The sequence below is a fragment of the Pseudonocardia acidicola genome (assembly GCF_012911935.1).
Taxonomy (GTDB): Bacteria; Actinomycetota; Actinomycetes; order Mycobacteriales; family Pseudonocardiaceae; genus Pseudonocardia; species Pseudonocardia acidicola.
In genome coordinates, this window is sequence record NZ_JAAXLA010000020.1 from 28,153 (window position 1) to 46,616 (window position 18,464).

Below are 18,464 nucleotides of genomic sequence, written 5' to 3' on the forward strand. Positions count from 1 at the left end.
GTTCCTCTCAGGCCGGGGCGATCGTGACGCGGGGCTCGCGCGGGAGCCGCAGGACCTGTTCGCCGATGGTGTTGCGCTGGATCTCCGAGGACCCGCCATAGACGGTCCCGGGCCGCGCGTGCAGGAAGTCACCGACCCAGCCCGCGGAGGACAGCGGGTCCGCTCCGCGGGGCTGCGGGCCGAGCGAGGCGGCGGAGGGGGCGCCGGTCAGGGTCAGCGCCGCGCCGCCCACCACGTCGAGCGCGAGCTCGGTGACCCGCTTGCGGTACTCGGACATCACCAGCTTGGTGATCGACGACTCGGGGCCGGGCGGGTCGCCCGCGGCGCCGGTCGTCAGGGTGCGCAGCGCGAGGCAGCGCAGGGCGTGCACGGTGCTCCAGCAAGCTGCGATCCGGCGCCGGATTGCGGAGTCGGTGTGCTTCCCGGTCGACCGCGCCAGCTCCACGAGGCGCTCCAGCTCCAGCCGAGCCTCGAGTGCCGCGGCGACGCCACCCGCGCCGCGCTCGTACCCGAGCAGGGTCAACGCCACCATGGCACCCTTGCCCACCTCGCCGACGACGTTCGTCGCCGGGGTGCGCGCGTCGGTGAAGTAGACCTCGCTCAGCTCCGTGTCGTCCGCCATCGAGCGAATGCCCCGGACCTCGACGCCCGGCTGGTCGATGTCGACGAGCAGGAACGACAGCCCCTTGGCGCGTTCCTCGCGCGTCCCCGTGCGGACGATCGCGAAGATCCAGTTCGCGTGGATGCCCGCGGTCTGCCAGATCTTCTGCCCGTTGACCACGAACTCGTCGCCGTCGAGCACCGCCCGGGTACGGACGTTGAACAGGTCCGAGCCCGCCTCGGGCTCGGAGTAGCCCTGGGCCCACCGGATCTCACCGGAGACAGTGCGGCGCAGGAAGAAGTCCTTCTGCTCCGGCGTGCCCCAGTGCAGGATCGTGGGGCCGATCAGCACGAAGCCGGACGGGTCCGTCGGCAGCGGGAACCGCGGGGCTCCCACCCGGGCGAGCTCCTCGGCGAGGATCGACTCCTCGACCAGCCCGCGCCCACTGCCTCCGTACTCCTTCGGCCAGCTCGGCACGAGCAGGCCGCGGTCGAGGAGGGCGGACCGCCAGGTGGGCAGCCACTCGGCACGCTCGGTCTCCCCCAGCGCGCCCACCCCCTGCCATCCCGCGGGGAGCACCTCCGCCAGGAAGTCGCGCACCTCCGCGCGGAACTCCGCTGCCTCGGCGCTGTCGTTCAGATCCACGTTTCGCCCCTCGACTCCCAGGACCGGCACGGTGCGGACGAGCCACCGGCACAGGGTCCGCAGACCGGCCAGGATGCTGCACCGCGTCCACGCGCCCGACGGCAGGGCTCGGCCGCCGAATACTCGAACAGTAGACTATCCTCGAGGCCTGGGCCACCTCCGTCGGCCCGCCGATGCGCCCACCGGCGCCAACCGGTGAACTCTATGCCTAGACCATCCCGATGCCTAGGGTGATCTACATGGACACCCCGACCGTCAGGGCCGACGCTGCGGCCAGCTGGGACCTGCTCACCACGCGGGCAGCCGAGGAGCCCGACCCGCGCCGGCGCGCGCACCTGCAGACGGTCCTGCGCCATCTCGTCGTGGAGGTCGCTGGCGATCTCGACGCGACGATGGCCACCCTCGTCCCCGAGCCCGACTACCGCGTCTGGGGCGCCACGGACCATGACGGTCCAAAGGGCCAGGAGGCGGTCCGGACGATGTACCAGGCCTCCTTCGCCAAGGGCAAGAACCGGCTGGAGTTCGCGATCGACCGAGTCATGGTCGACGACGAGGCCGTGGTCACCGAGGGCGTGTTCCGGCACGCCTACCGGGGCGCGGCCCTGGTCGCGGACGGGGTGGCACGGGACCTGGAACCGGAGGCCCGCTACCTCGTCGAGTACCGAGCCCTGGTGGTGTGGGTGATGACCCCGGACAGCCTGGTCATGGGCGAGGACACCTACAAGGCCGAGCCGACCCGCCTGGTCCGCCGGCTCGGGCCTGGCGAGCTCCCCCACCTCGGCCTGCCCAACTGACCACGCATTCGCGACGAAGGAGGCCCCCGGTGGGTGACGACGGCAACGATGCGCTGCATGCGCGCCGGGAGATCGAGGACGCGATCCTCCGCTACTGCCGCGGGGTGGACCGCTGCGACGGCGACCTGGTGCGCTCGGCCTACCACGACGACGGCCACGACGACCACGGTGAACTGTTCCGCGGGACGGTGGCGGAGTACGTCCCCTGGGTCCTCGGGCTGCTGCGCGACCGCTTCACCTCGACGATGCACACGATCACCAATCTGAGCGTGGACGTCGACGGCGACACCGCACGGTCCGAGGCCTACTGCATCGCCTACCACACACTGGACACCGACGCGGGCCCTTCGCTGCGGGTCTTCGGCTGCCGCTACGTCGACAAGTTCGAGAACCGCCCGCCCGTGGGCTGGCGGATCGCCCACCGCAGAGTCGTGGCCGAATGGCAGGTGGAGCACCAGGGCCGGATGGTGGGGCTCCCATCCGGGATGCTGACCGGCCGCCGGGACCGCACCGACCCCGGCTACGCCTGACGACACCCGCCCGGACGCGGGCCTGGGCCCGCGGTGCAGATGCAGTCAGGGCAGCGCCAACACCCGCACCGTCCCCGCCCGCCGTCGGCCTCGACGCAGGCGCCGTCGGGTATCCGTCAGCCGGCGTCCGGGGCCGAGACGAGGCAGAGCGAGCCCGGCTCGCGACTGACGATCGCCGGTGTTCAGCTTCGTTCGGTCGCGGCCCACCAGGAACACCTGCGCACTGCGCAGCGCCGCCGCCACGACGTCCCGTTCCGGGCCCGCCGCGGCGGGCAGCTCGTGCTGTGCGCGGGCGCGTTTCGTTGCCTGGCGCCTGCCGGCGACCTCCGGGCCGTCCGCGTCGAGGCGGGTGCGCAACCGGTCGACGACGGTGAGAGGGACGGCCGGATCGGTCTCCCAGCCGGGCCCGGCGAGGTCTGACGCGTTGGCACCCGTCGGCCCGTTCGGCCGAGTCCACGCCGCCGAGGCCGCTGATTGCGCGACGGCCAACGATCTCCAGCCCCGGAATTTTATAATCTAAAAGTGGACTTTCCAGTGCACGACGTCCCGTTGCGCAACCTGAAGGAGGAGACCTTGACCTCGCAGCCCCCCGCCTGGTTCGAGGCGGCCCTCGCGCAGCGACCGTGCCGTCACGAGGTCGCACTGGAGGGGGCGACCGTCCACTACCGCGTCTGGGGGGACTCCTGGCCGGGCGTCATCCTCGTGCACGGTGCGGGCGGCCACTCGGCATGGTGGGATCACGTCGCGCCACAGCTCGGCGGCCGGGTGGTCGCGGTGGATCTGACCGGGCACGGTGACAGCGGCCGTCGCCCCGTCTACAGCATCGCGCAGTGGGCCCGCGAGATCCGGGCGGTCGCCGCCGCGGAGGACCTCCGGGCCCCGCACCTCGTGGGCCACAGCATGGGCGGGCGGGTGGCGGTCGCCGCCTCCGCCCTCGGCCCGGCCGCCGGCGTCACGTGCATCGACTCACAGGTCTACCCCGTGTCGGCGAACATCCGCGAGGCCCGCTCGCCCCGGCGCGCACCGCGCGTGCACGCGACCGCGCAGGCCGCCGTCGACCGGTTCCGGACGATCCCCCCGCAGGAGTCCCTGCCCTACGTCCGGGCGCACGTCGCAGCCCAGTCGCTCCGTGCCGTCGAGGGCGGATGGACCTGGAAGTCCGGTGACGGCACCTTCGGCCTGCCCCCGACGCTGCGCGAGCTCGTGGCCGGGATCGACCCGACGCTGCCGCTGGCCTTCCTGCGCAGCTCCGAGGGCGTGGTCGACGAGGAGATGGTCGCCGCGCTCGTGCGGGCCGCACCCGGCGAGGTCCATCTGGTGGAGCTGCCCGCCGCGGGACACCACCCGATGCTCGACCGCCCCCTGGAGCTCGTCAGGGCGCTGCGCGCGGTGCTGTCCGCGCAGGAGGCGGCGACCGCCGCGGTCAGGTCCGCCGCCACGTCGAGGCATGTACTCTAGAACTAGACTATCCAGGTCGAAGGTGTCTAGGGTGACCTGGTGAGAGCGGCGGCCTGGTTGCCGCAGGGTGAGTCGAAGGGCCTCGAGACGCGATGACGCGCTACACGACAGTCGAGTTGAGCAAGGACGGGCCGGTCGGCGAGCTGCGGCTCTGCCGACCGGACCTGCAGAACCGGTTCGACCACGATCTCTTCGCCGAGATCGTCCCCGCGCTCGACGAGCTGCGCTCCGACCAGGAGGTCCGGGCGGTGGTCCTGTCGTCGACCGGCAGGACCTTCTCCGCGGGCGGCGACATGCAGTCCATGCTGGACGCCAACTCCGACCTGCAGGTCCTGCTGCACCAGGTCGACGAGGGACGCCAGGCCTTCCGCGCCTTCGCCGACTTTCCGAAGCCGCTGGTCGTGGCCCTGCACGGGCACACCTTCGGGGTCTCCACGAGCATCGCCTTCACCGGTGACGCCGTCGTGTCCACCCCCGGCGTCCGGATCTCCGACCCGCACGTCCACCTCGGCCTGGTCGCCGGGGACGGCGGCGTGGTCACCTGGCCCACCAACCTCCCGCTGATCCGTGCCAAGCGCCATCTGCTCTGGGGTGAGCCGCTGCTCGCGGAGGACGCGCACGCGCTCGGCCTGGTCACCGAGCTCGTCGACTCCGCGGACACGGTGCGGGCCACCGCGCTGGAGCTGGCCGGGCGGGTCGCCGCCCTGCCCCCGGTCGCGGTGCAGCTGACCAAGCGCGCGTTGAACAAGGTCCTCGGCGCCCGGGTCGACGAGGCCTTCGACACCGCGTTCTACCTCGAGGCGATCAGCGCCTCGACCGGCGACCTGCGCGAGGCGGTCGCGGCGTTCAAGGAGAAGCGGCCCGGAGTCTGGAGTGGACGATGACGGCGCCTGCCAAGGCCCTCTCCGAGATCTGGGGCTCGACGGCGGTCGAGGCCGAGTACGCCGGGCATCCCGGGCTTGTCCTCGAGCCGCGGCCCGGCTCGCTGGGCGAGATGCTGTCCGGCACGTCGCGCTGGGCGGAGCGCACCTACCTCGTACAGGGCGAGCGACGAATCTCCTTCGCGGAGTTCCTCGCCGCGATCCCCCGGGCCGGCGAGATCCTGGCCGGACACGGCGTCGGGCCGGGCGACCACGTGCTCGTCATCGGCTACAACAGCCCGGACTGGGTGCTGGCGTTGTGGGGCTGCTGGCAGCTCGGCGCGGTGCCGATCCTCGGCAACCGCTGGTGGGGCGACGGCGAGATCCGGCACGCGCTCGACGTCAGCGGGCCCGCCCTCGTCCTCTCGGACTTCCCAGACCCCGCCGCGCACGGCCTCGACGGCGCCGTCCCGATCTCCGACCTGGCCGCCGCCTACGCGGGCGAGCCCCTGGCGGACCTGGAGTCCGTCCCGCGGGGCCTGCCGGTCCCGGACGAGGACGCGCCCGCGGTCGTCATCTTCACCTCCGGTAGCTCCGGAGCCCCCAAGGGCGTGGTGCTCTCGCACCGCTCGGTGGTGGCCAACCAGCACAACCTGCTGGCGCGCTCGCGGCGCCTGCCCACCGACCTCGACGGCGACGCGCCGGAGCCGGTGACACTCGTCTGCACCCCGCTGTTCCACATCGGCGGCATCTCGAACCTGCTCACCAACCTGATCATCGGCGGCAAGCTGGTGCTCAACGAGGGCAGGTTCGACCCCGCCCAGATCCTGCGGCTGATCGAGACCGAGAAGGTGCAGAGCTTCGGCGGCGTGCCGACGATGGCGATCCGGGTGCTCGAGCACCCGGACTTCGAGTCCTACGACCTCTCCAGCCTGCGCTCGTGGCCGCTCGGTGGGGCGCCGGTCCCGGCGAGCCTGCTGGAACGCATGGCGCGCCAGCTCCCCCAGCTCGAGCGCCGCGGCCTCGGCAACACCTGGGGGATGAGCGAGTCCGGCGGCTTCCTGACCGTCGCCGGGAACCGCGACCTCGCCCAGCGGCCGAGTACCGTGGGCCGGCCCTACCCGGTGGCCGAGCTGCGCATCCACGAACCGGACGAGGCGGGTACCGGCGAGATCCTCGTCCGCAGCCCCACCGTCATGCTCGGTTACCTCGGCATCGACGACGGCACGGTCGACGCCGACGGCTGGCTGCACACCGGCGACCTCGGTCACCTCGACTCCGACGGCTACCTCTACCTCGACGGGCGCAGCAAGGAGATCGTGATCCGGGGAGGCGAGAACATCGCCTGCGCCCACGTCGAGCTGGCCCTGGCCCAGCACCCCGACGTCGTGGAGGTCGCGGTGTTCGGGACGCCGCACCCGGACCTCGGCGAGGAGCTCGCCGCGGTGGTCGTGCACCGGGAGGGCAGCGTGGCGCCGAGCCCGGAGGGCCTGCGCGAGTTCCTGAAGGGCACGCTCGCCTACTTCGCCATCCCGACCCGATGGTCGATCCGGACCGAGCGGCTGCCCACCCTGGCCGGAGAGAAGACCGACAAGAAGGCGCTGAAGGCCGAGTTCGCGGCCGCAGCCGGCGCCGGTTCCGATCCTGACGCGATGAAGCGAGGCTGACGATGGTGCGCCTGAGCCCCCCGGACGAGTACTTCACCCACCAGGTCGCCTACCCGCACGCGATGGTCGGGTCGAGCGACCCCAGCTGGCGGGAGCGGTACTGGATCAGCCTGCAGGACATTGCGGCGAAGGACACCGTGCTGTCGGTCGGCCTCGGCCAGTACCCCAACCAGGACGTGCAGGAGGGTTTCGCGGTCCTGTCCGACGGCAGAACCCAGACCAACGTGCGGGTCGCGCGGGCCCTCTCGCCGCGCAACGACGTGATGCACATCGGCCCGCTGCGCGTGGAAGTGGTCAAGCCGTTCGAGGAGCTGCGCCTCATCCTCGACGACAACCCGTCGGGCCTCGCCTTCGACATCACCTGGTCCAGCCGCCTGGAACCGGTCCTGGAGGGCCGGCACTTCGAGGTCAGCCGGACCCGCGTGACGCACGACGCGATCCGCTACGTCCAGCTCGGTCGCGCCTCCGGCACGCTCACCGGGCCCGGCGGCGAGCGCACGCTCACCCCCGAGACGTGGTGGGGTGAGCGGGACCACTCGTGGGGCACCCGGCCCCTCCCCCGCGCCCAGGGCGCCCCGCCCGGGGCCCGTCCCGAGTGGACGATGCTGATGTTCTGCCCGTTGCAGCTCCCGGAGTTCGGGCTGCACTTCTACCTCAAAGAGGCCGAGCCCGGCCGCCCGCTGCACCTCTCCGCCGGCATCTCCCGCCCGTTCGGCGCCCCGGACGAGGAGGAGATGATCGTCGGCCTCGACCACGATCTGCGCTGGGTGGAGGGTGCGGCGGCGCCCACGCTGGAGGGCGGCCGGATCACGCTCAGCCTCGGCTCCGGCCGCAAGCTCGACTTCGACCTGACCGCCCAGGTCGGCCGCGCCCACCTGCGCGGCGGCGGGTACGAGGGCTGGAACGGCTGGTACCAGGGGCACTGGAAGGGCGACGACAGCCTCGAGCACGAGACCTGGGACCTGACCGACCGCGACCAGTTCTACCGCTACGCCAAGGCCGGGAGCGACCACCTCGTCGAGGTGCGGCACGAGGGCCAGGTCGGCTACGGGATCATGGAGTACATGGTGCTCCCTGGCTATCCCCGCTACCAGGAGGCCATCCCGCCGCGACGCGAGGGACGGGCGTGACCCGCGGGACCGCGGAGGGCACGCGTCCGGCCGAGCCGGGTGTGGGCGAGGTGTCGGGTGCGCTCGAAGCCTTCCTGCGCCGCAACCTGCCGCCCCATGCCAAGCCACAGGTCTGGGGTCTGCGGCGCTCCGGGACCGGGAGCTCACGGGAGAACTGGCCCTTCGACGCCGCCTGGGTCACGAACGGGACGCGCTCGGTGCATCAGCTCCTGATGCGGCGCGACCCCCCGGCCGGAGTCGTCGACACGCAGCGGGCCACGGAGTTCGGGCTCCTGCGACGCCTCGTGGACACCCCCGTCCCCTCCCCCGTCGTGCACTGGCTCGACGACAGCGGCGAGCACCTCCTGCGCCCCACCATGATCGTGGAGCGCTACGAGGGGGCCGCGCACCGGGCGGTGCTGCGTTCGGCGGATCCGCTGAGGCTCGGCGCGGACCGCCAGCGGGCCCTCGCCGAGCGCCTGTGCGAGGTGCTCGCCACCCTGCACCTCGTCGACGTCGACGCGACGGGCATCCGCGGCGACCTCGAGGATCCCGGCCCCGACCCGGCCGATCACGAGCTGACCCGCTGGGAACGGGAGCTGGACGCTCAGGAGCTCGAGCCGCAACCCGCCCTGCGCGCGGCGGCGGCCTGGCTACGCGACCACCTGCCCCCGCGCCCCGCGCGCACGGTGGTCGTGCACGGCGACTTCCGGCCCGCCAACGTGCTCGTGCACTCCGGCGAGCTGGCGCTGCTGCTCGACTGGGAGCTCGCCCACCTCGGCGACCCGCTCGACGACCTGGGCTGGTACACGACCCCGCTGTACGCCCGCGAGCACTTCATCCCGGGCAGCTGGGAGGTCGAGGACTTCCTGCGTCGCTACACGGAGCGCACCGGCATCGAGGTCGACCGCGACGCGCTGGTGTTCTGGCAGGTCATGTCGGCCTTCCGGCTCGCGGTGATCGCCCTGACGGGGGTGCGCAACTACTGCACGGGGGCGACGGACCGGCCGGCCGCGCCGGCCGACGGCGTGATCCGCCAGGTGCTGGCGGGGATCCTCGCCACGGGGGGGAGGTAGCGATGCGCCCGACGCCGTCGGAGACGATCGCCGGAATCCGCGCGATCCTGAAGGACGTCGTCGAGCCGGAGGTGGGCTCGGAGTACGCCCGCAGCCGGCTCCGCGAGATCCGTGCGGTGCTCGCGCAGATCGACTGGAACGACGCGTGGGCGCACGTCCGCCGCCGCGACCGGGAGATCAGGGGTCTGCTCACCGAGGTCCGGGAATGGATCGAGGCGGACCCCGAGCGGGCGGACCGGTTCGCGGACCTGGCCGCGCGGATCGGCGCGGCCCGCGACGGTTCGGCCCAGGACGATTCAGCAGAGACCTTCGCCGAGCTGAACGCCTGCCACGACGCCGACGCCGCCCTGCTCGTCGAGGCCGGCGAGGCGCTGGCCCGCTGGGGCCGCGACCATCCGGACGCCGGGCCCGAGGAGTCCGGCCGCGAGCTGCGGATGCACATCCTGCAGCGGTTGGGGAGCTGAGGAGCCTTCCGCGGGGCGGAGAACGCAGCGGAGAGGGGCCGGGATCGACGAGATCCCGGCCCCTCTCCCGTGTGCGTTCAGATGGCGGTGTAGGCGTAGGTGGCCATCCCGCTGCGATCGAGGGAGTCCCCCATGTCCATGGACTTCGCCGCGGTGCTCAGCGCCGCGAGCGCGTCCGGCAGGGAGTCCGCCTCGACCTGGTAGATCGCGAGGTACGGGAACTCCGGCAGCTCACCGTGGACCGACGGCTCGGCCCGGTAGCGCTGCGCGGCGACGAACCCGTCGACCTTCAGCACATCGGGCAGGTGGACGGTGTCGTACCACTCGTTGAACTCGGCGTCCTTGCCCTCGACGGGGCGGGTGTGGACGACCAGGACATGACGGGCCATGCGGGACTCCTGACGGTGACGGCGGACCGCAGCACGAGCCCGGTCCGGGCGACATAGCGGAACGGCCCGGGACAGGGAGGGTCGGCCCCCTGCGTCCCGGGCCGGGCGGGCGTCCTCACGCCGATCAGCTCAAAGGATGGACTTCACGGACTCGACCACGACCGCCGCGGTCGGGAAGTTCGACAGGCTCGGCGAGAACGGAATCGGCACGAAGCCTGCTCCGAGCCTCTGTACCGGCGCCAGGAGCTCGCCGAACAGGTGCTCGTTGACCTGGGCCGCGATCTCCGCCCCGGGGCCGGCGAACCGGGTCGCCTCGTGGACGACCACCGCGCGCCGCGTGCGCTCGACGGACTCGAGAACGGTCTCGATGTCGAGGGGGACCAGGCTGCGCAGATCGATGACCTCGGCCTCGATGCCGTCGGCCGCCAGCTGCTCGGCTGCGTCGAGCACGATCGGCACCTGGGCTCCGTAGGTCACCAGCGTGACGGCGTCGCCGCTGCGCAGCATGTTGGCCTTACCGATCGGCACGACGTGCTCGCCGACGGGAACCTGGCCCTTACGGCCGTACGCCAGGTTGATGTGCTCGATGAACAGCACCGGGTCGTCGTCCCGGATGGCCGCGGTGAGCAGCCCCTTGGCGTCGGCGGCCGAGGACGGCATCACCACCTTGACGCCCGGCGTGTGCATGAACCACGCCTCGAGCGACTGCGCGTGCTGCGCGCCGAAGCGGCTGCTGCCCACCACGGTGCGGACCGTGATCGGAGTCGGGGTCGCGCCGCCGGACATGTAGCGGAACTTGGCCGCGTGGTTGACCAGCTGGTCCATCGCCATCGTGATGAAGTCGAAGAACATGATCTCGGCGACCGGCCGGTACCCGCCCAGAGCCAGGCCCACCGAAGTACCGACGATGCTCTGCTCCACGATCGGCGTCGCGCGGACCCGTGCGGTGCCGTACTTGGTGGAGAGGCCCTTGGAGACCTTGAAGACCCCGCCGGCCGGGTCCGCGATGTCCTCGCCGAGGAGGACGACCTTCGGGTCGCGCGCCATCTCCAGGTCCAGCGCCGAGTTCTCGGCGGCGACCAGGGTCATCTCGGCCGTCTCGGTTGTCCCGGTCGCGGCATCCATGGTCGCGGTCATGCGAGCCCCCTCACCCAGGTGTTGTCGGCGAACACGTCGGCCATCAGCTCGTCAGGACCCGGTGCGGGGCTGGCCTCGGCGTATGCGAACGCGTCGTCGACGTACTCGGCGGCCTCCGCGTCGAGCTCGTCGAGCCGCTCGTTCGTCACCAGCCCCTCCTCGGCCAGCCAGCGCCGGAAGGTCGGCGCAGGGTCCCGGGCCAGGGCGGCGTCGAGCTCCTCACGCGGGACGTAGCTGTAGTCGGCGGTGCCGCTGTGCCCGGTGAGCCGGTAGGTCACGGCCTCGACGAAGACGGGGCCGGCACCGCTACGGGCGTGTTCCACGGCGTCACGCAGCGCACGCCAGGTGGCGATCGCGTCGAAGCCGTCGACCTTGACCGCCTTCATGCCGTACGCCCGGGCACGGTCCGCGAGCTCGGTCGACGCGGTGTACTCCGCGATCGGCGTGTGCTCGCCCCATTGGTTGTTCTGGCATACGAACACCACCGGGAGGCTCCACAGGGCGGCCAGGTTCAGCGCCTCGTGCGTGGTGCCGATCGAGGTCGCGCCGTCGCCGAAGGTCACCCCGACGACCCTGCTCTCGGCGCCCTCGCTGCTCGCGTCGAGCTGCGCAGCGAGCCCCAGGCCGACCGCGATGGGCAGGCCCGACCCGACGATCCCGGTGGTGGCCATGAAGCCGACCGAGGCGTCGTGCAGGTGCATCGGGCCGCCCTTTCCCTTGCTCATCCCGTCCACGCGCCCGTACAACTCGGCCATGATCGACCGCAGCGTGGCGCCCTTGGCGAGCGCGTCGCCCAGGTTGCGGTACGTGGACACGATCCGGTCGTCGGCGCGGAGGGCCTCGCCGTAGGCGGCGCAGACCGCCTCCATGCCGCGGACCGGGTAGAACGCTGCCTGCAGCTTGCCGGCCTTCGCCTCCTTCACCGAGCGCTCGTCGGCCAGGGTGGTCACCACCATCAGCCGGTACATGCGTTCGAGGGCGTCGGCGTCGGGCCGTTCACCCCCCTCCGCCGCGCGCGTCGCTTCCAGGGTCGACTCTGACACTGCGGATCTCCTTCGTTGCTGGGTCGGGGCGCACTCGCGGGAAGCGGCGTCAGACGCCGAGCCGCCGGCGGTAGACGTGGTAGAAGTGCCGGATCTTGGTCTCCTGGTAGCGCCCGAACGTCACACCCGGCTTGTTCTGGGCCATCGTGTGCAGGCCCTTCTGCACCCAGCCGATGTTGTACTCGTCCTGGAAGAAGACGCGGGCCAGCGGGCCGAGATCGTGGGCGTCGACGAACGACTCCTCGAGCGAGAGCCAGCGCACCCGTGCGGGCTCGGGACGCTCGCCGAGGAACGGCGAGAGGACCAGGCATTCCATCACCGACTGCTCGGGGTCGTCTCCGTGCGGCCGGAAGCGGTAGCAGGTGCGGTTGTACGCGCCCCACGGGTGGAAGTTCGGGAACACCGTGTAGAAGAACGTGTCCACGCACTCGGTGTCGGACAGCTCCTCGGCGAAGTCGCCGACGCTGTCGTGCATCTTCTTGCGTGTCGCGGCACCGATCACGGACCGGGCGCGGGCGTCGTCCGGCAGGGTCATGACGGGGGCGTCGTCGAGCCCCAGTCCCATCATGGCGTCGAAGATCTCCTGCTCGGTGGGCTGGACCGTCAGGTGCGGGCTGGGCGTGCCGCGCGGTGTGATCGCCCGGCTGACGTTGTCCCAGGCGTCGTACTGCGAGTTGGCGTCGCCGATGCCCTGGAGCAGCTGCGGGTGGGTCGTCACGACGTGGAACGACTCCATGAAGGCCTCCTGCGCAACCTTCCAGTTGCACGGCAGGACCTTGGCGACGTGCGCCTGGGTGTAACGGCCCTCGAAGTCCCACCGGTCGAGCTGCTCGGGAAGCACGCCCAGGTAGTCCATCAGCGGCTCGGGCTCGGGGTCGAGGTTGACGAACACGAACCCGCCCCAGGTGCCCACCGCGACCTCGGGCAGGCGGAAGTTCTCGCCGTTGACGTGTGGGAAGTCCCAGGCCGCGGGGACGTGGGCGAGCTCGCCCTCCAGGCTCCAGCAGAAGCCGTGGAACGGGCAGCGGAGCTCGTGGACGTTGCCGGCCTCCTCGCGGAGCTGGCGTCCGCGGTGCAGGCAGGCGTTGTAGTAGGCCTTGATCTCATCGGGGGCGGTGCGCACGATCAGCACGGAGATGCCCGCGATGTCGTAGACCTCGGTGTCGCCGATGTTCGGGATCAGCTCCTCCCGGCAGGCGAACTGCCAGGTGCGCAGCCAGATCTTCTCCTTCTCCAGCGCGGCGATCTCCCGCGACCAGTAGAAGTGCGCCGGGATGTCGGCGACCCCGTAGTCGGGCTCGGTCTCGATCGTCAGGAACTTCGGCACCTCGCGGGTGTCGGCCGCGACCAGGTCCTGGTAGCTGGCGCCCGGCGAGCGGTCCTCGCGGGCCTGCGGCAGCGTGCCTGTCACAGCGCCTCCCCTTCCTTCGTGTGGGAGGACGGGTCGGCCTCCACGGCGGCCTCGCCGTCCCGTTCCTCGGTGAACCCCGCGGCATGCCGCGAGGTGACGGCGTTCTCGTGCGTGCCGAGCCACCGGCACATCTCGACGTCGGCGCTGCGCACCTCGCCGGACTGCCAGCAGCCGTAGCGGTCGAAGACCCCGCGCTTCCCCGCCTTGTCGACCTCGACGAGGCCGTCCCCGATCGCGGCGTAGATGTGCCCGCTGAACGGATGCCGCAAGCGGTAGACCATGGCTTCCTCCGTGTGCGCGACCTCGGCACCCTCGTGCGCTCCGCACTCAGACGATACTCTAGTACGCGACCATCATGGATGCGAGCTTCCTCGACCCGGCGATGCGAGACCCATGGGGGACGCCGCACGGAAACTCGTTCACTCAACAGTATTGCTCTAGAGTTGTGTTCGCCACCCGCGAGGGACGTCGGGACGCCGGAGTCCGGCGCGAAGCCGGTGACGACAGGAGCAGTGATGGTGATTCAGCGGCCGAGGGCGACCGACGACCCACCGGCGGACCCGATCGACTGGGCGCGACACTTCTGGGTGCGCCAGGGCCTCGGCGACGGGAGCCCGTTCCTCGCGATGAGCTCGACGTTGCGCTTCCACCGGATCATGGTCGACCGCATCGAACCCCGCCTGCGCGCGCACGAGCTCAACCTCACCGACTACATGCTTCTGATGACGCTCCTGCTCAGCAACAGCGGCACGCGGCTGATCAGTCACCTCGCCCGCAGCCTGCTCGTACATGCGACCACCGCGACGCTGGCCACCGACCGGCTCGCCCGGCGTGGGCTGATCACGCGCGAAGCGCACCCCGATGACCGGCGGGCGACCCTCGTGACGATCACCGAGGCCGGGCGGGCGTTGGCGTGCGACGCGACGGACACCTTGCGCACCATCGGCTTCGGCGTGGGGGAGGGAGACGACGAGGAGGCCGAGGCGGACCAGCGGACGCTGACCGAGTTGCTCGCCCGGCTGCGGTCCGGCGCCGGTGACGGGGAGCTCGGGTCGATCCCCGCCGAGCCCATCCCCCCACCCCGCTGATTCCCGGGGCCCCTCATGGCCGCCGACACGTCGTCGTCGGGTTGGCGGATCGTGGCGGGTTGCGGAGCGCGGACGCTCAGTCCTCGTCCATGCGGAGGCGGCGGCCGGTGGCGGCGGAGCGGGTGATCACGTCGAGCAGACGGTGCCGCCGGCGGCCGTGGGCGAAATCCGGCACCGCGTCCTTCGGCTCGACCGGCACACCGTCGAGCTCGGCGCGCAGGGTGGCGTAGGCGGCGGCGAGGTTCGCGGCCGGGTGTCCGGCCCGCTCCCGGAAGCCCGCCACCGTGAAGTAGCGCGCGGGAACGGTGAGCTCGTGGAGCTCCTCCCCGGCCCGGGCGCCGCGCAGCGCGACCGGTGCGAGCTGCAGATGCCCGTGCGGCCCGGACACGATCAGGTCTCCCTCGGTCCCGTTGATCTCCCAGTGCAGGTTCGTCCCGTGGGAGCGGCCGCCCCGGAAATGCAACGACGCCACGGCTCCCGACTCGAGCAACCCGTGCACGGCGACCTGGTCCTCGCTCGTCATGGCGGCCCGCGCGCCGGTACCCGCCTCGCGCACCTCGGGCCTCCTGACCGCGGAGAGCGCGCTGACCTCGGTGAACTCCCCGAGGCAGGCGCACAGCGCGTCGACCAGGTGACCGAAAGGGATCGCGAGCATCGTGGAGCCGCCGGTGCGGTCGAGCAGGTAGGAGGTCCGCGGGTCGTACTCCGCACCCCAGGACATGCCCGACGCGACGACGCTGGTGGAGAGCACCTCGCCGAGCCAGCCGTCGGCGACGAGGTCACGGACGTAGCGGATGGTCGGGGACGAGCGGGCCTGCAGCCCGACGGCGGTGCGGACCCGCCTCGCCGCCGCGAGGTCGGTCAGCTCCGCCGCCTCCTCCTCGGAGGTGGCGAGCGGCCACTCGCAGTAGACGGCTTTGCCCGCCTCGAGCGCCGGCAGGACGAGCTCGCGGTGCCGGGCCGCCTGCACGGTGACGACGACCAGGTCGACGTCCTCGCAGGCGGCAAGCTCGGCTGCGGAGCCGAACGTGCGCCCGACCCCGTGCCTCTCCCCCGCCACACGCGCCGTGTCCGCCGAGCTCGCGGACAGCGCCCGGAGCTCGTAACCCGGTACCGCGGCCAGCGCGGGCACGTGGGCGCCCGCGGCCCAGCCACCGCTCGCGCTGAGCCCGACGATCCCGACGCCGAGGGTTCGCGTCACGTCCGGCCCGGTCACGAGCGCCCCTTCGCCGCCGGTTCCTTCGGCAGACCCAGGACACGCTCGGCGACGATGTTGCGCTGGATTTCGTCCGTCCCGCCGCCCAGCCGGAAGCCGGGGACCCCGAGGACGAACTCCGCCCAGGCGAAGGTGCCCCACTCCCCGGTGTCGGCGAGCAGCTTCGGACCGAGCGCCACGCTCACCAGGTGGGCGAGCGCGGCGAGGTTCTCGGTCAGCGCGAGCTTGGACAGCGACATCTCGGCGCCGACCTGCCCCGCCTTGGCCGCGGCCTCGGCGCGGGCCCGCATCTGCTTGGCCGCGACGACCCCGCAGTGGACCTTGGCGTAGGCCTGGCGCACCTCGGGATCGTCGGAGCGCTCGAGCTGGCGCAGCATCGTGACGATCCGTTCGAGCTTGAACAGACCGCTGCCGCCGCCCGCCGAGCCGCCGATCGCGCCGCGCTCGGCCATCAGCGTCGCGAGCGCCACCTTCCAGCCGCCGTCGACCTCGCCCAGCCGGTAGGCGTCGGGCACCCGGACCTCGTCGAGGTAGACCTCGTTGAAGTCCGCGCCGCCCGTCATCTGGCGCAGCGGCCGCACGTCCACCCCGGGCGCGTGCATGTCGATCATGAAAGCCGTGAGGTTGCCGTGCCGGGGCCCCGGGGAGGTGCGCGTCATCAGCAGGCCGACGTCGGAGAAGTGGGCGCCAGACGTCCAGACCTTCTGCCCGCTGACGACCCACTCCTCGCCGTCGCGCCTGGCCCGCGTGCTGACCGCGGCCAGGTCCGACCCGGCGCCCGGTTCGCTGAAGAGCTGGCAGCCCACGGAGTCGCCCCGGTAGATCGCCCGCAGCCAGCGTTCCTTGGCCACCTGGCCGCCGAACGCGGTGAGCGTCGGACCGACCATGCCCAGGCTCACGCCCAGCGGCGAGCGGGAGGGCACCTCGTAGGCGCGCTCGAGCCTCAGGTAGGCCCGTTCGTAGCGGCCGGGCAGCCCGCGGCCGCCCCACTCGACCGGACCGGTGATCCAACCGAAACCGGCGTCGAAGGCGGTCCGCCGCCAGTCGCGGGCTTCCTCGGCCTCGGCCGCGGTGGCACCGCGGAACAGCGAGACGCGATCGTCGCCCTCGCCCCACTCCGGAATGCCGCCTCCGGAACGGCGGCGGGCCGAGCGCTCCAGGAACGCGACGGCCTCGGCCTCGAACTCCTCCAGGGACGGCGGCGCCGGGGCGGCCGCCTCTCGGGGGTTCTGCAGCACGTCCTCGGTCATCAACGACCTTCCCGTCGGGGCCGGTGGTCGCCGACCCGATAATCAAGTACTAGACAATACTCGGTGGCGACCGATGCCGCCGCCCCGCACCTCAGACGGACGCGGCCGCGTACCGCACGCGCAACGCCTTCTTGTCCAGCTTGCCCATGGCGCTGCGCGGCAGGGTCTCGACGATCTCCACCGACCGGGGGCACTTGTAGTGCGTCAACCGCTCGCGGCAGAACGCGACGAGCTCGGCCCCGTCCGGCCGCGCGGCCGGATCGGACGGCACGACGAGCGCCTTGAGCTGCTCGCCCATCTCCCCGTGCGGGACCCCGATGCACGCCACCTCGGCGACGGCGGGGTGGGTGGCCAGGACCTGCTCGGCCTCGGCCGGGTAGATGTTCACCCCACCCGAGACCACCGTGTCGGAGAAGCGGTCGGTGATGTAGACGTAGCCCGCCTCGTCGACGTAGCCGACCTCGCCGAGAGTGAAGGTCCCGGGCGCCGCGAGGCCGGCCGGCAGACCCGGGTCGGCAGCGCCGGACCGGTGGTACACGATGCCGCGGCCCGAACCGTCCCGGAAGTAGAGCCGCCCCTCGACCCCCGCCGGGACCGGCGCGCCGGACTCGTCGACCACGAAGACATCGAAGGGATCCACCGGACGACCCACGGACCCCGGGTGCTCGAGCCACTCGGTCGAGCTGATCCGGCAGGTCGAGCCGACCTCGCTGGCGCCGTAGCTCTCCCAGAGGAGGGGCCCCCACCACTCGATCATGGCGCGCTTCACCTCGGCCGGGCACGCGGCGCCGACCTGCAGCACGTAGCGCAGCGAGGACAGGTCGTACCGCGACCGGACCTCGGGGGGCAGCGCGAGCAGCCGCTGGAAGTGCGTGGGCACCATGATCGCCGACGCAACCCGGTCGCGGTCGATCGCCGCCAGCACGGCCTCGGCGTCGAAGCGGCCCAGGACGGTGACAGGGGCGCCGCCGAGGAAGAGGCGCGTCGCAGTCAGCGGTCCGCTGTGGTACAGCGGACCGACGGCGAGGTGGCGGCCGTAGCCGGCGAGCCCGGCTCCGGCGAGCCGGTGCACGTGCTCGGCGACGTCGGCCCCGCCCACGAACGACGTCGGTGGCAGTTCCGTGCCCTTCGGCCGCCCGGTCGTTCCCGACGTGTAGACCAACGTCGGCAGGGGCGCCATGTCCGTGGGCGGCTCGTCCGACCCCGCCGCCGCGCCGAGCGCGAGCCAGTCCGCGACCCCCTCGACCTCAGCGGCGCCGGACCATCCGGTGACGAGGTCGATCCCGGCCCGGCGGGCCGCCTCCAGTCCCGACCGAGCCGTCCGCGCGTCGACGAGGACGGCCCGGGCGCCCGAGTCCTCCAGGATGTACGCCGCCTCCTCAGCCGTGAGGTGGAAGTTCACCGGCACCGCCGAGGCTCCCGCGAGCGTCGCGGCGGCGTAGGCGAGCACCGTCTCGACCGAGTTCTCGGCGAACACGGCGATCCTGCGCTCCGGGCCGAGATCGGCCGCGAGCAACGCGTTCACCGCGGGACGCAGGCGCTCGTCGACCTCCGCCCAGGTCAGTGCGGTGTCCGCATCGCGCAGGGCCGTCTCCTGCGGCCGGGCGGCCGCGAGCTCTGCCGCGAACGTCATCAGACCCCCTCGTCGCTCGGGCGGGCGGGAACCCCGTCCGCAAATACTCTAGACATCGACTATCGAGACGACAATGTCCGATCAGGCACACGT

General features: G+C 72.1%; 18 protein-coding genes. 9 read left to right on the forward strand and 9 right to left on the reverse strand.

What is annotated here, in order from left to right:
* Positions 1-7 precede the first annotated feature (7 nt).
* Positions 8-1,246 carry an acyl-CoA dehydrogenase family protein gene (locus HF526_RS12995; protein ID WP_169381666.1) on the reverse strand — a complete coding sequence of 413 codons (1,239 nt, stop codon included), beginning with the start codon at positions 1,244-1,246 and terminating at the stop codon, positions 8-10.
* Positions 1,247-1,485: 239 nt separating this feature from the next.
* Between HF526_RS12995 and HF526_RS36330 the strand changes: the two genes are divergently transcribed.
* The 8 genes from HF526_RS36330 to HF526_RS13035 all read left to right on the forward strand — a co-directional run bounded on the left by HF526_RS36330 (position 1,486) and on the right by HF526_RS13035 (position 9,204).
* Complete coding sequence (locus HF526_RS36330; RefSeq protein ID WP_169381667.1) at positions 1,486-2,040, forward strand: nuclear transport factor 2 family protein; 555 nt, start codon at positions 1,486-1,488, stop codon at positions 2,038-2,040.
* A gap of 29 nt (positions 2,041-2,069) precedes the next feature.
* Positions 2,070-2,570 (forward strand): nuclear transport factor 2 family protein, encoded by a 501-nt coding sequence (locus HF526_RS13005; protein WP_211177140.1) that lies wholly within the window; start codon positions 2,070-2,072, stop codon positions 2,568-2,570.
* Positions 2,571-3,092: 522 nt separating this feature from the next.
* Positions 3,093-4,028 carry an alpha/beta fold hydrolase gene (locus tag HF526_RS13010; protein ID WP_211177141.1) on the forward strand — a complete coding sequence of 312 codons (936 nt, stop codon included), beginning with the start codon at positions 3,093-3,095 and terminating at the stop codon, positions 4,026-4,028.
* A 92-nt stretch (positions 4,029-4,120) separates the two neighbouring features.
* A complete protein-coding gene (locus tag HF526_RS13015) occupies positions 4,121-4,912 on the forward strand; it encodes an enoyl-CoA hydratase/isomerase family protein (RefSeq protein ID WP_169381668.1) in 792 nt (263 codons plus the stop codon).
* Entirely contained in the window at positions 4,909-6,555 is a 1,647-nt protein-coding gene (locus HF526_RS13020) for a class I adenylate-forming enzyme family protein (protein ID WP_169381669.1), read from the forward strand. Before HF526_RS13015 ends, HF526_RS13020 begins: the two co-directional genes overlap by 4 nt.
* A gap of 2 nt (positions 6,556-6,557) precedes the next feature.
* The gene (locus HF526_RS13025; RefSeq protein WP_169381670.1) at positions 6,558-7,685 is read left to right on the forward strand and encodes an Rv3169 family protein; all 1,128 of its coding nucleotides are present in this window, start codon (positions 6,558-6,560) and stop codon (positions 7,683-7,685) included.
* Positions 7,682-8,740, forward strand: a complete 1,059-nt coding sequence (locus HF526_RS13030) for a phosphotransferase family protein (protein WP_211177142.1) — start codon at positions 7,682-7,684, stop codon at positions 8,738-8,740. Before HF526_RS13025 ends, HF526_RS13030 begins: the two co-directional genes overlap by 4 nt.
* A 2-nt stretch (positions 8,741-8,742) precedes the next feature.
* A complete protein-coding gene (locus HF526_RS13035) occupies positions 8,743-9,204 on the forward strand; it encodes a hypothetical protein (protein WP_169381671.1) in 462 nt (153 codons plus the stop codon).
* Positions 9,205-9,281: 77 nt separating this feature from the next.
* On the opposite strand, the gene HF526_RS13040 is transcribed toward HF526_RS13035, so the two are convergent.
* The 5 genes from HF526_RS13040 to HF526_RS13060 form a co-directional block, all read right to left on the reverse strand.
* Complete coding sequence (locus tag HF526_RS13040; RefSeq protein ID WP_169381672.1) at positions 9,282-9,593, reverse strand: EthD domain-containing protein; 312 nt, start codon at positions 9,591-9,593, stop codon at positions 9,282-9,284.
* Between the two features lie 129 nt (positions 9,594-9,722).
* On the reverse strand, positions 9,723-10,730 hold the full coding sequence (locus tag HF526_RS13045; RefSeq protein ID WP_239028627.1) for an alpha-ketoacid dehydrogenase subunit beta: 1,008 nt from the start codon (positions 10,728-10,730) through the stop codon (positions 9,723-9,725).
* A complete protein-coding gene (locus HF526_RS13050) occupies positions 10,727-11,773 on the reverse strand; it encodes a thiamine pyrophosphate-dependent dehydrogenase E1 component subunit alpha (RefSeq protein WP_211177143.1) in 1,047 nt (348 codons plus the stop codon). Before HF526_RS13050 ends, HF526_RS13045 begins: the two co-directional genes overlap by 4 nt.
* Positions 11,774-11,822: 49 nt before the next feature.
* On the reverse strand, positions 11,823-13,184 hold the full coding sequence (locus tag HF526_RS13055; RefSeq protein ID WP_169381673.1) for an SRPBCC family protein: 1,362 nt from the start codon (positions 13,182-13,184) through the stop codon (positions 11,823-11,825).
* Entirely contained in the window at positions 13,181-13,465 is a 285-nt protein-coding gene (locus HF526_RS13060) for a hypothetical protein (RefSeq protein WP_169381674.1), read from the reverse strand. Before HF526_RS13060 ends, HF526_RS13055 begins: the two co-directional genes overlap by 4 nt.
* A gap of 234 nt (positions 13,466-13,699) precedes the next feature.
* On the opposite strand from HF526_RS13060, the gene HF526_RS13065 reads away from it, so the two are divergent.
* On the forward strand, positions 13,700-14,272 hold the full coding sequence (locus HF526_RS13065) for a MarR family winged helix-turn-helix transcriptional regulator (protein WP_169381675.1): 573 nt from the start codon (positions 13,700-13,702) through the stop codon (positions 14,270-14,272).
* Positions 14,273-14,348: 76 nt separating this feature from the next.
* Here the strand turns inward: HF526_RS13065 and HF526_RS13070 are convergent, their stop codons facing one another.
* The 3 genes from HF526_RS13070 to HF526_RS13080 all read right to left on the reverse strand — a co-directional run bounded on the left by HF526_RS13070 (position 14,349) and on the right by HF526_RS13080 (position 18,371).
* Complete coding sequence (locus HF526_RS13070; protein WP_211177153.1) at positions 14,349-15,488, reverse strand: Gfo/Idh/MocA family protein; 1,140 nt, start codon at positions 15,486-15,488, stop codon at positions 14,349-14,351.
* Entirely contained in the window at positions 15,485-16,738 is a 1,254-nt protein-coding gene (locus HF526_RS13075; RefSeq protein ID WP_169381676.1) for an acyl-CoA dehydrogenase family protein, read from the reverse strand. Before HF526_RS13075 ends, HF526_RS13070 begins: the two co-directional genes overlap by 4 nt.
* Positions 16,739-16,829: 91 nt before the next feature.
* A complete protein-coding gene (locus HF526_RS13080; protein WP_169381677.1) occupies positions 16,830-18,371 on the reverse strand; it encodes an AMP-binding protein in 1,542 nt (513 codons plus the stop codon).
* Positions 18,372-18,464: the final 93 nt, after the last annotated feature.

What these genes read in the sequence shown, in the direction of transcription:
- HF526_RS13045 (WP_239028627.1), bottom strand. Translation starts at nt 10,730, where the DNA reads ATGACCGCGACCATGGATGCCGCGACCGGGACAACCGAGACGGCCGAG.
- HF526_RS13065 (WP_169381675.1), top strand. Translation starts at nt 13,700, where the DNA reads ATGGTGATTCAGCGGCCGAGGGCGACCGACGACCCACCGGCGGACCCG.
- HF526_RS13035 (WP_169381671.1), top strand. Translation starts at nt 8,743, where the DNA reads ATGCGCCCGACGCCGTCGGAGACGATCGCCGGAATCCGCGCGATCCTG.
- HF526_RS13080 (WP_169381677.1), bottom strand. Translation starts at nt 18,371, where the DNA reads ATGACGTTCGCGGCAGAGCTCGCGGCCGCCCGGCCGCAGGAGACGGCC.
- HF526_RS13060 (WP_169381674.1), bottom strand. Translation starts at nt 13,465, where the DNA reads ATGGTCTACCGCTTGCGGCATCCGTTCAGCGGGCACATCTACGCCGCG.
- HF526_RS13075 (WP_169381676.1), bottom strand. Translation starts at nt 16,738, where the DNA reads ATGACCGAGGACGTGCTGCAGAACCCCCGAGAGGCGGCCGCCCCGGCG.
- HF526_RS13020 (WP_169381669.1), top strand. Translation starts at nt 4,909, where the DNA reads ATGACGGCGCCTGCCAAGGCCCTCTCCGAGATCTGGGGCTCGACGGCG.
- HF526_RS13015 (WP_169381668.1), top strand. Translation starts at nt 4,121, where the DNA reads ATGACGCGCTACACGACAGTCGAGTTGAGCAAGGACGGGCCGGTCGGC.
- HF526_RS13025 (WP_169381670.1), top strand. Translation starts at nt 6,558, where the DNA reads ATGGTGCGCCTGAGCCCCCCGGACGAGTACTTCACCCACCAGGTCGCC.
- HF526_RS13040 (WP_169381672.1), bottom strand. Translation starts at nt 9,593, where the DNA reads ATGGCCCGTCATGTCCTGGTCGTCCACACCCGCCCCGTCGAGGGCAAG.
- HF526_RS36330 (WP_169381667.1), top strand. Translation starts at nt 1,486, where the DNA reads ATGGACACCCCGACCGTCAGGGCCGACGCTGCGGCCAGCTGGGACCTG.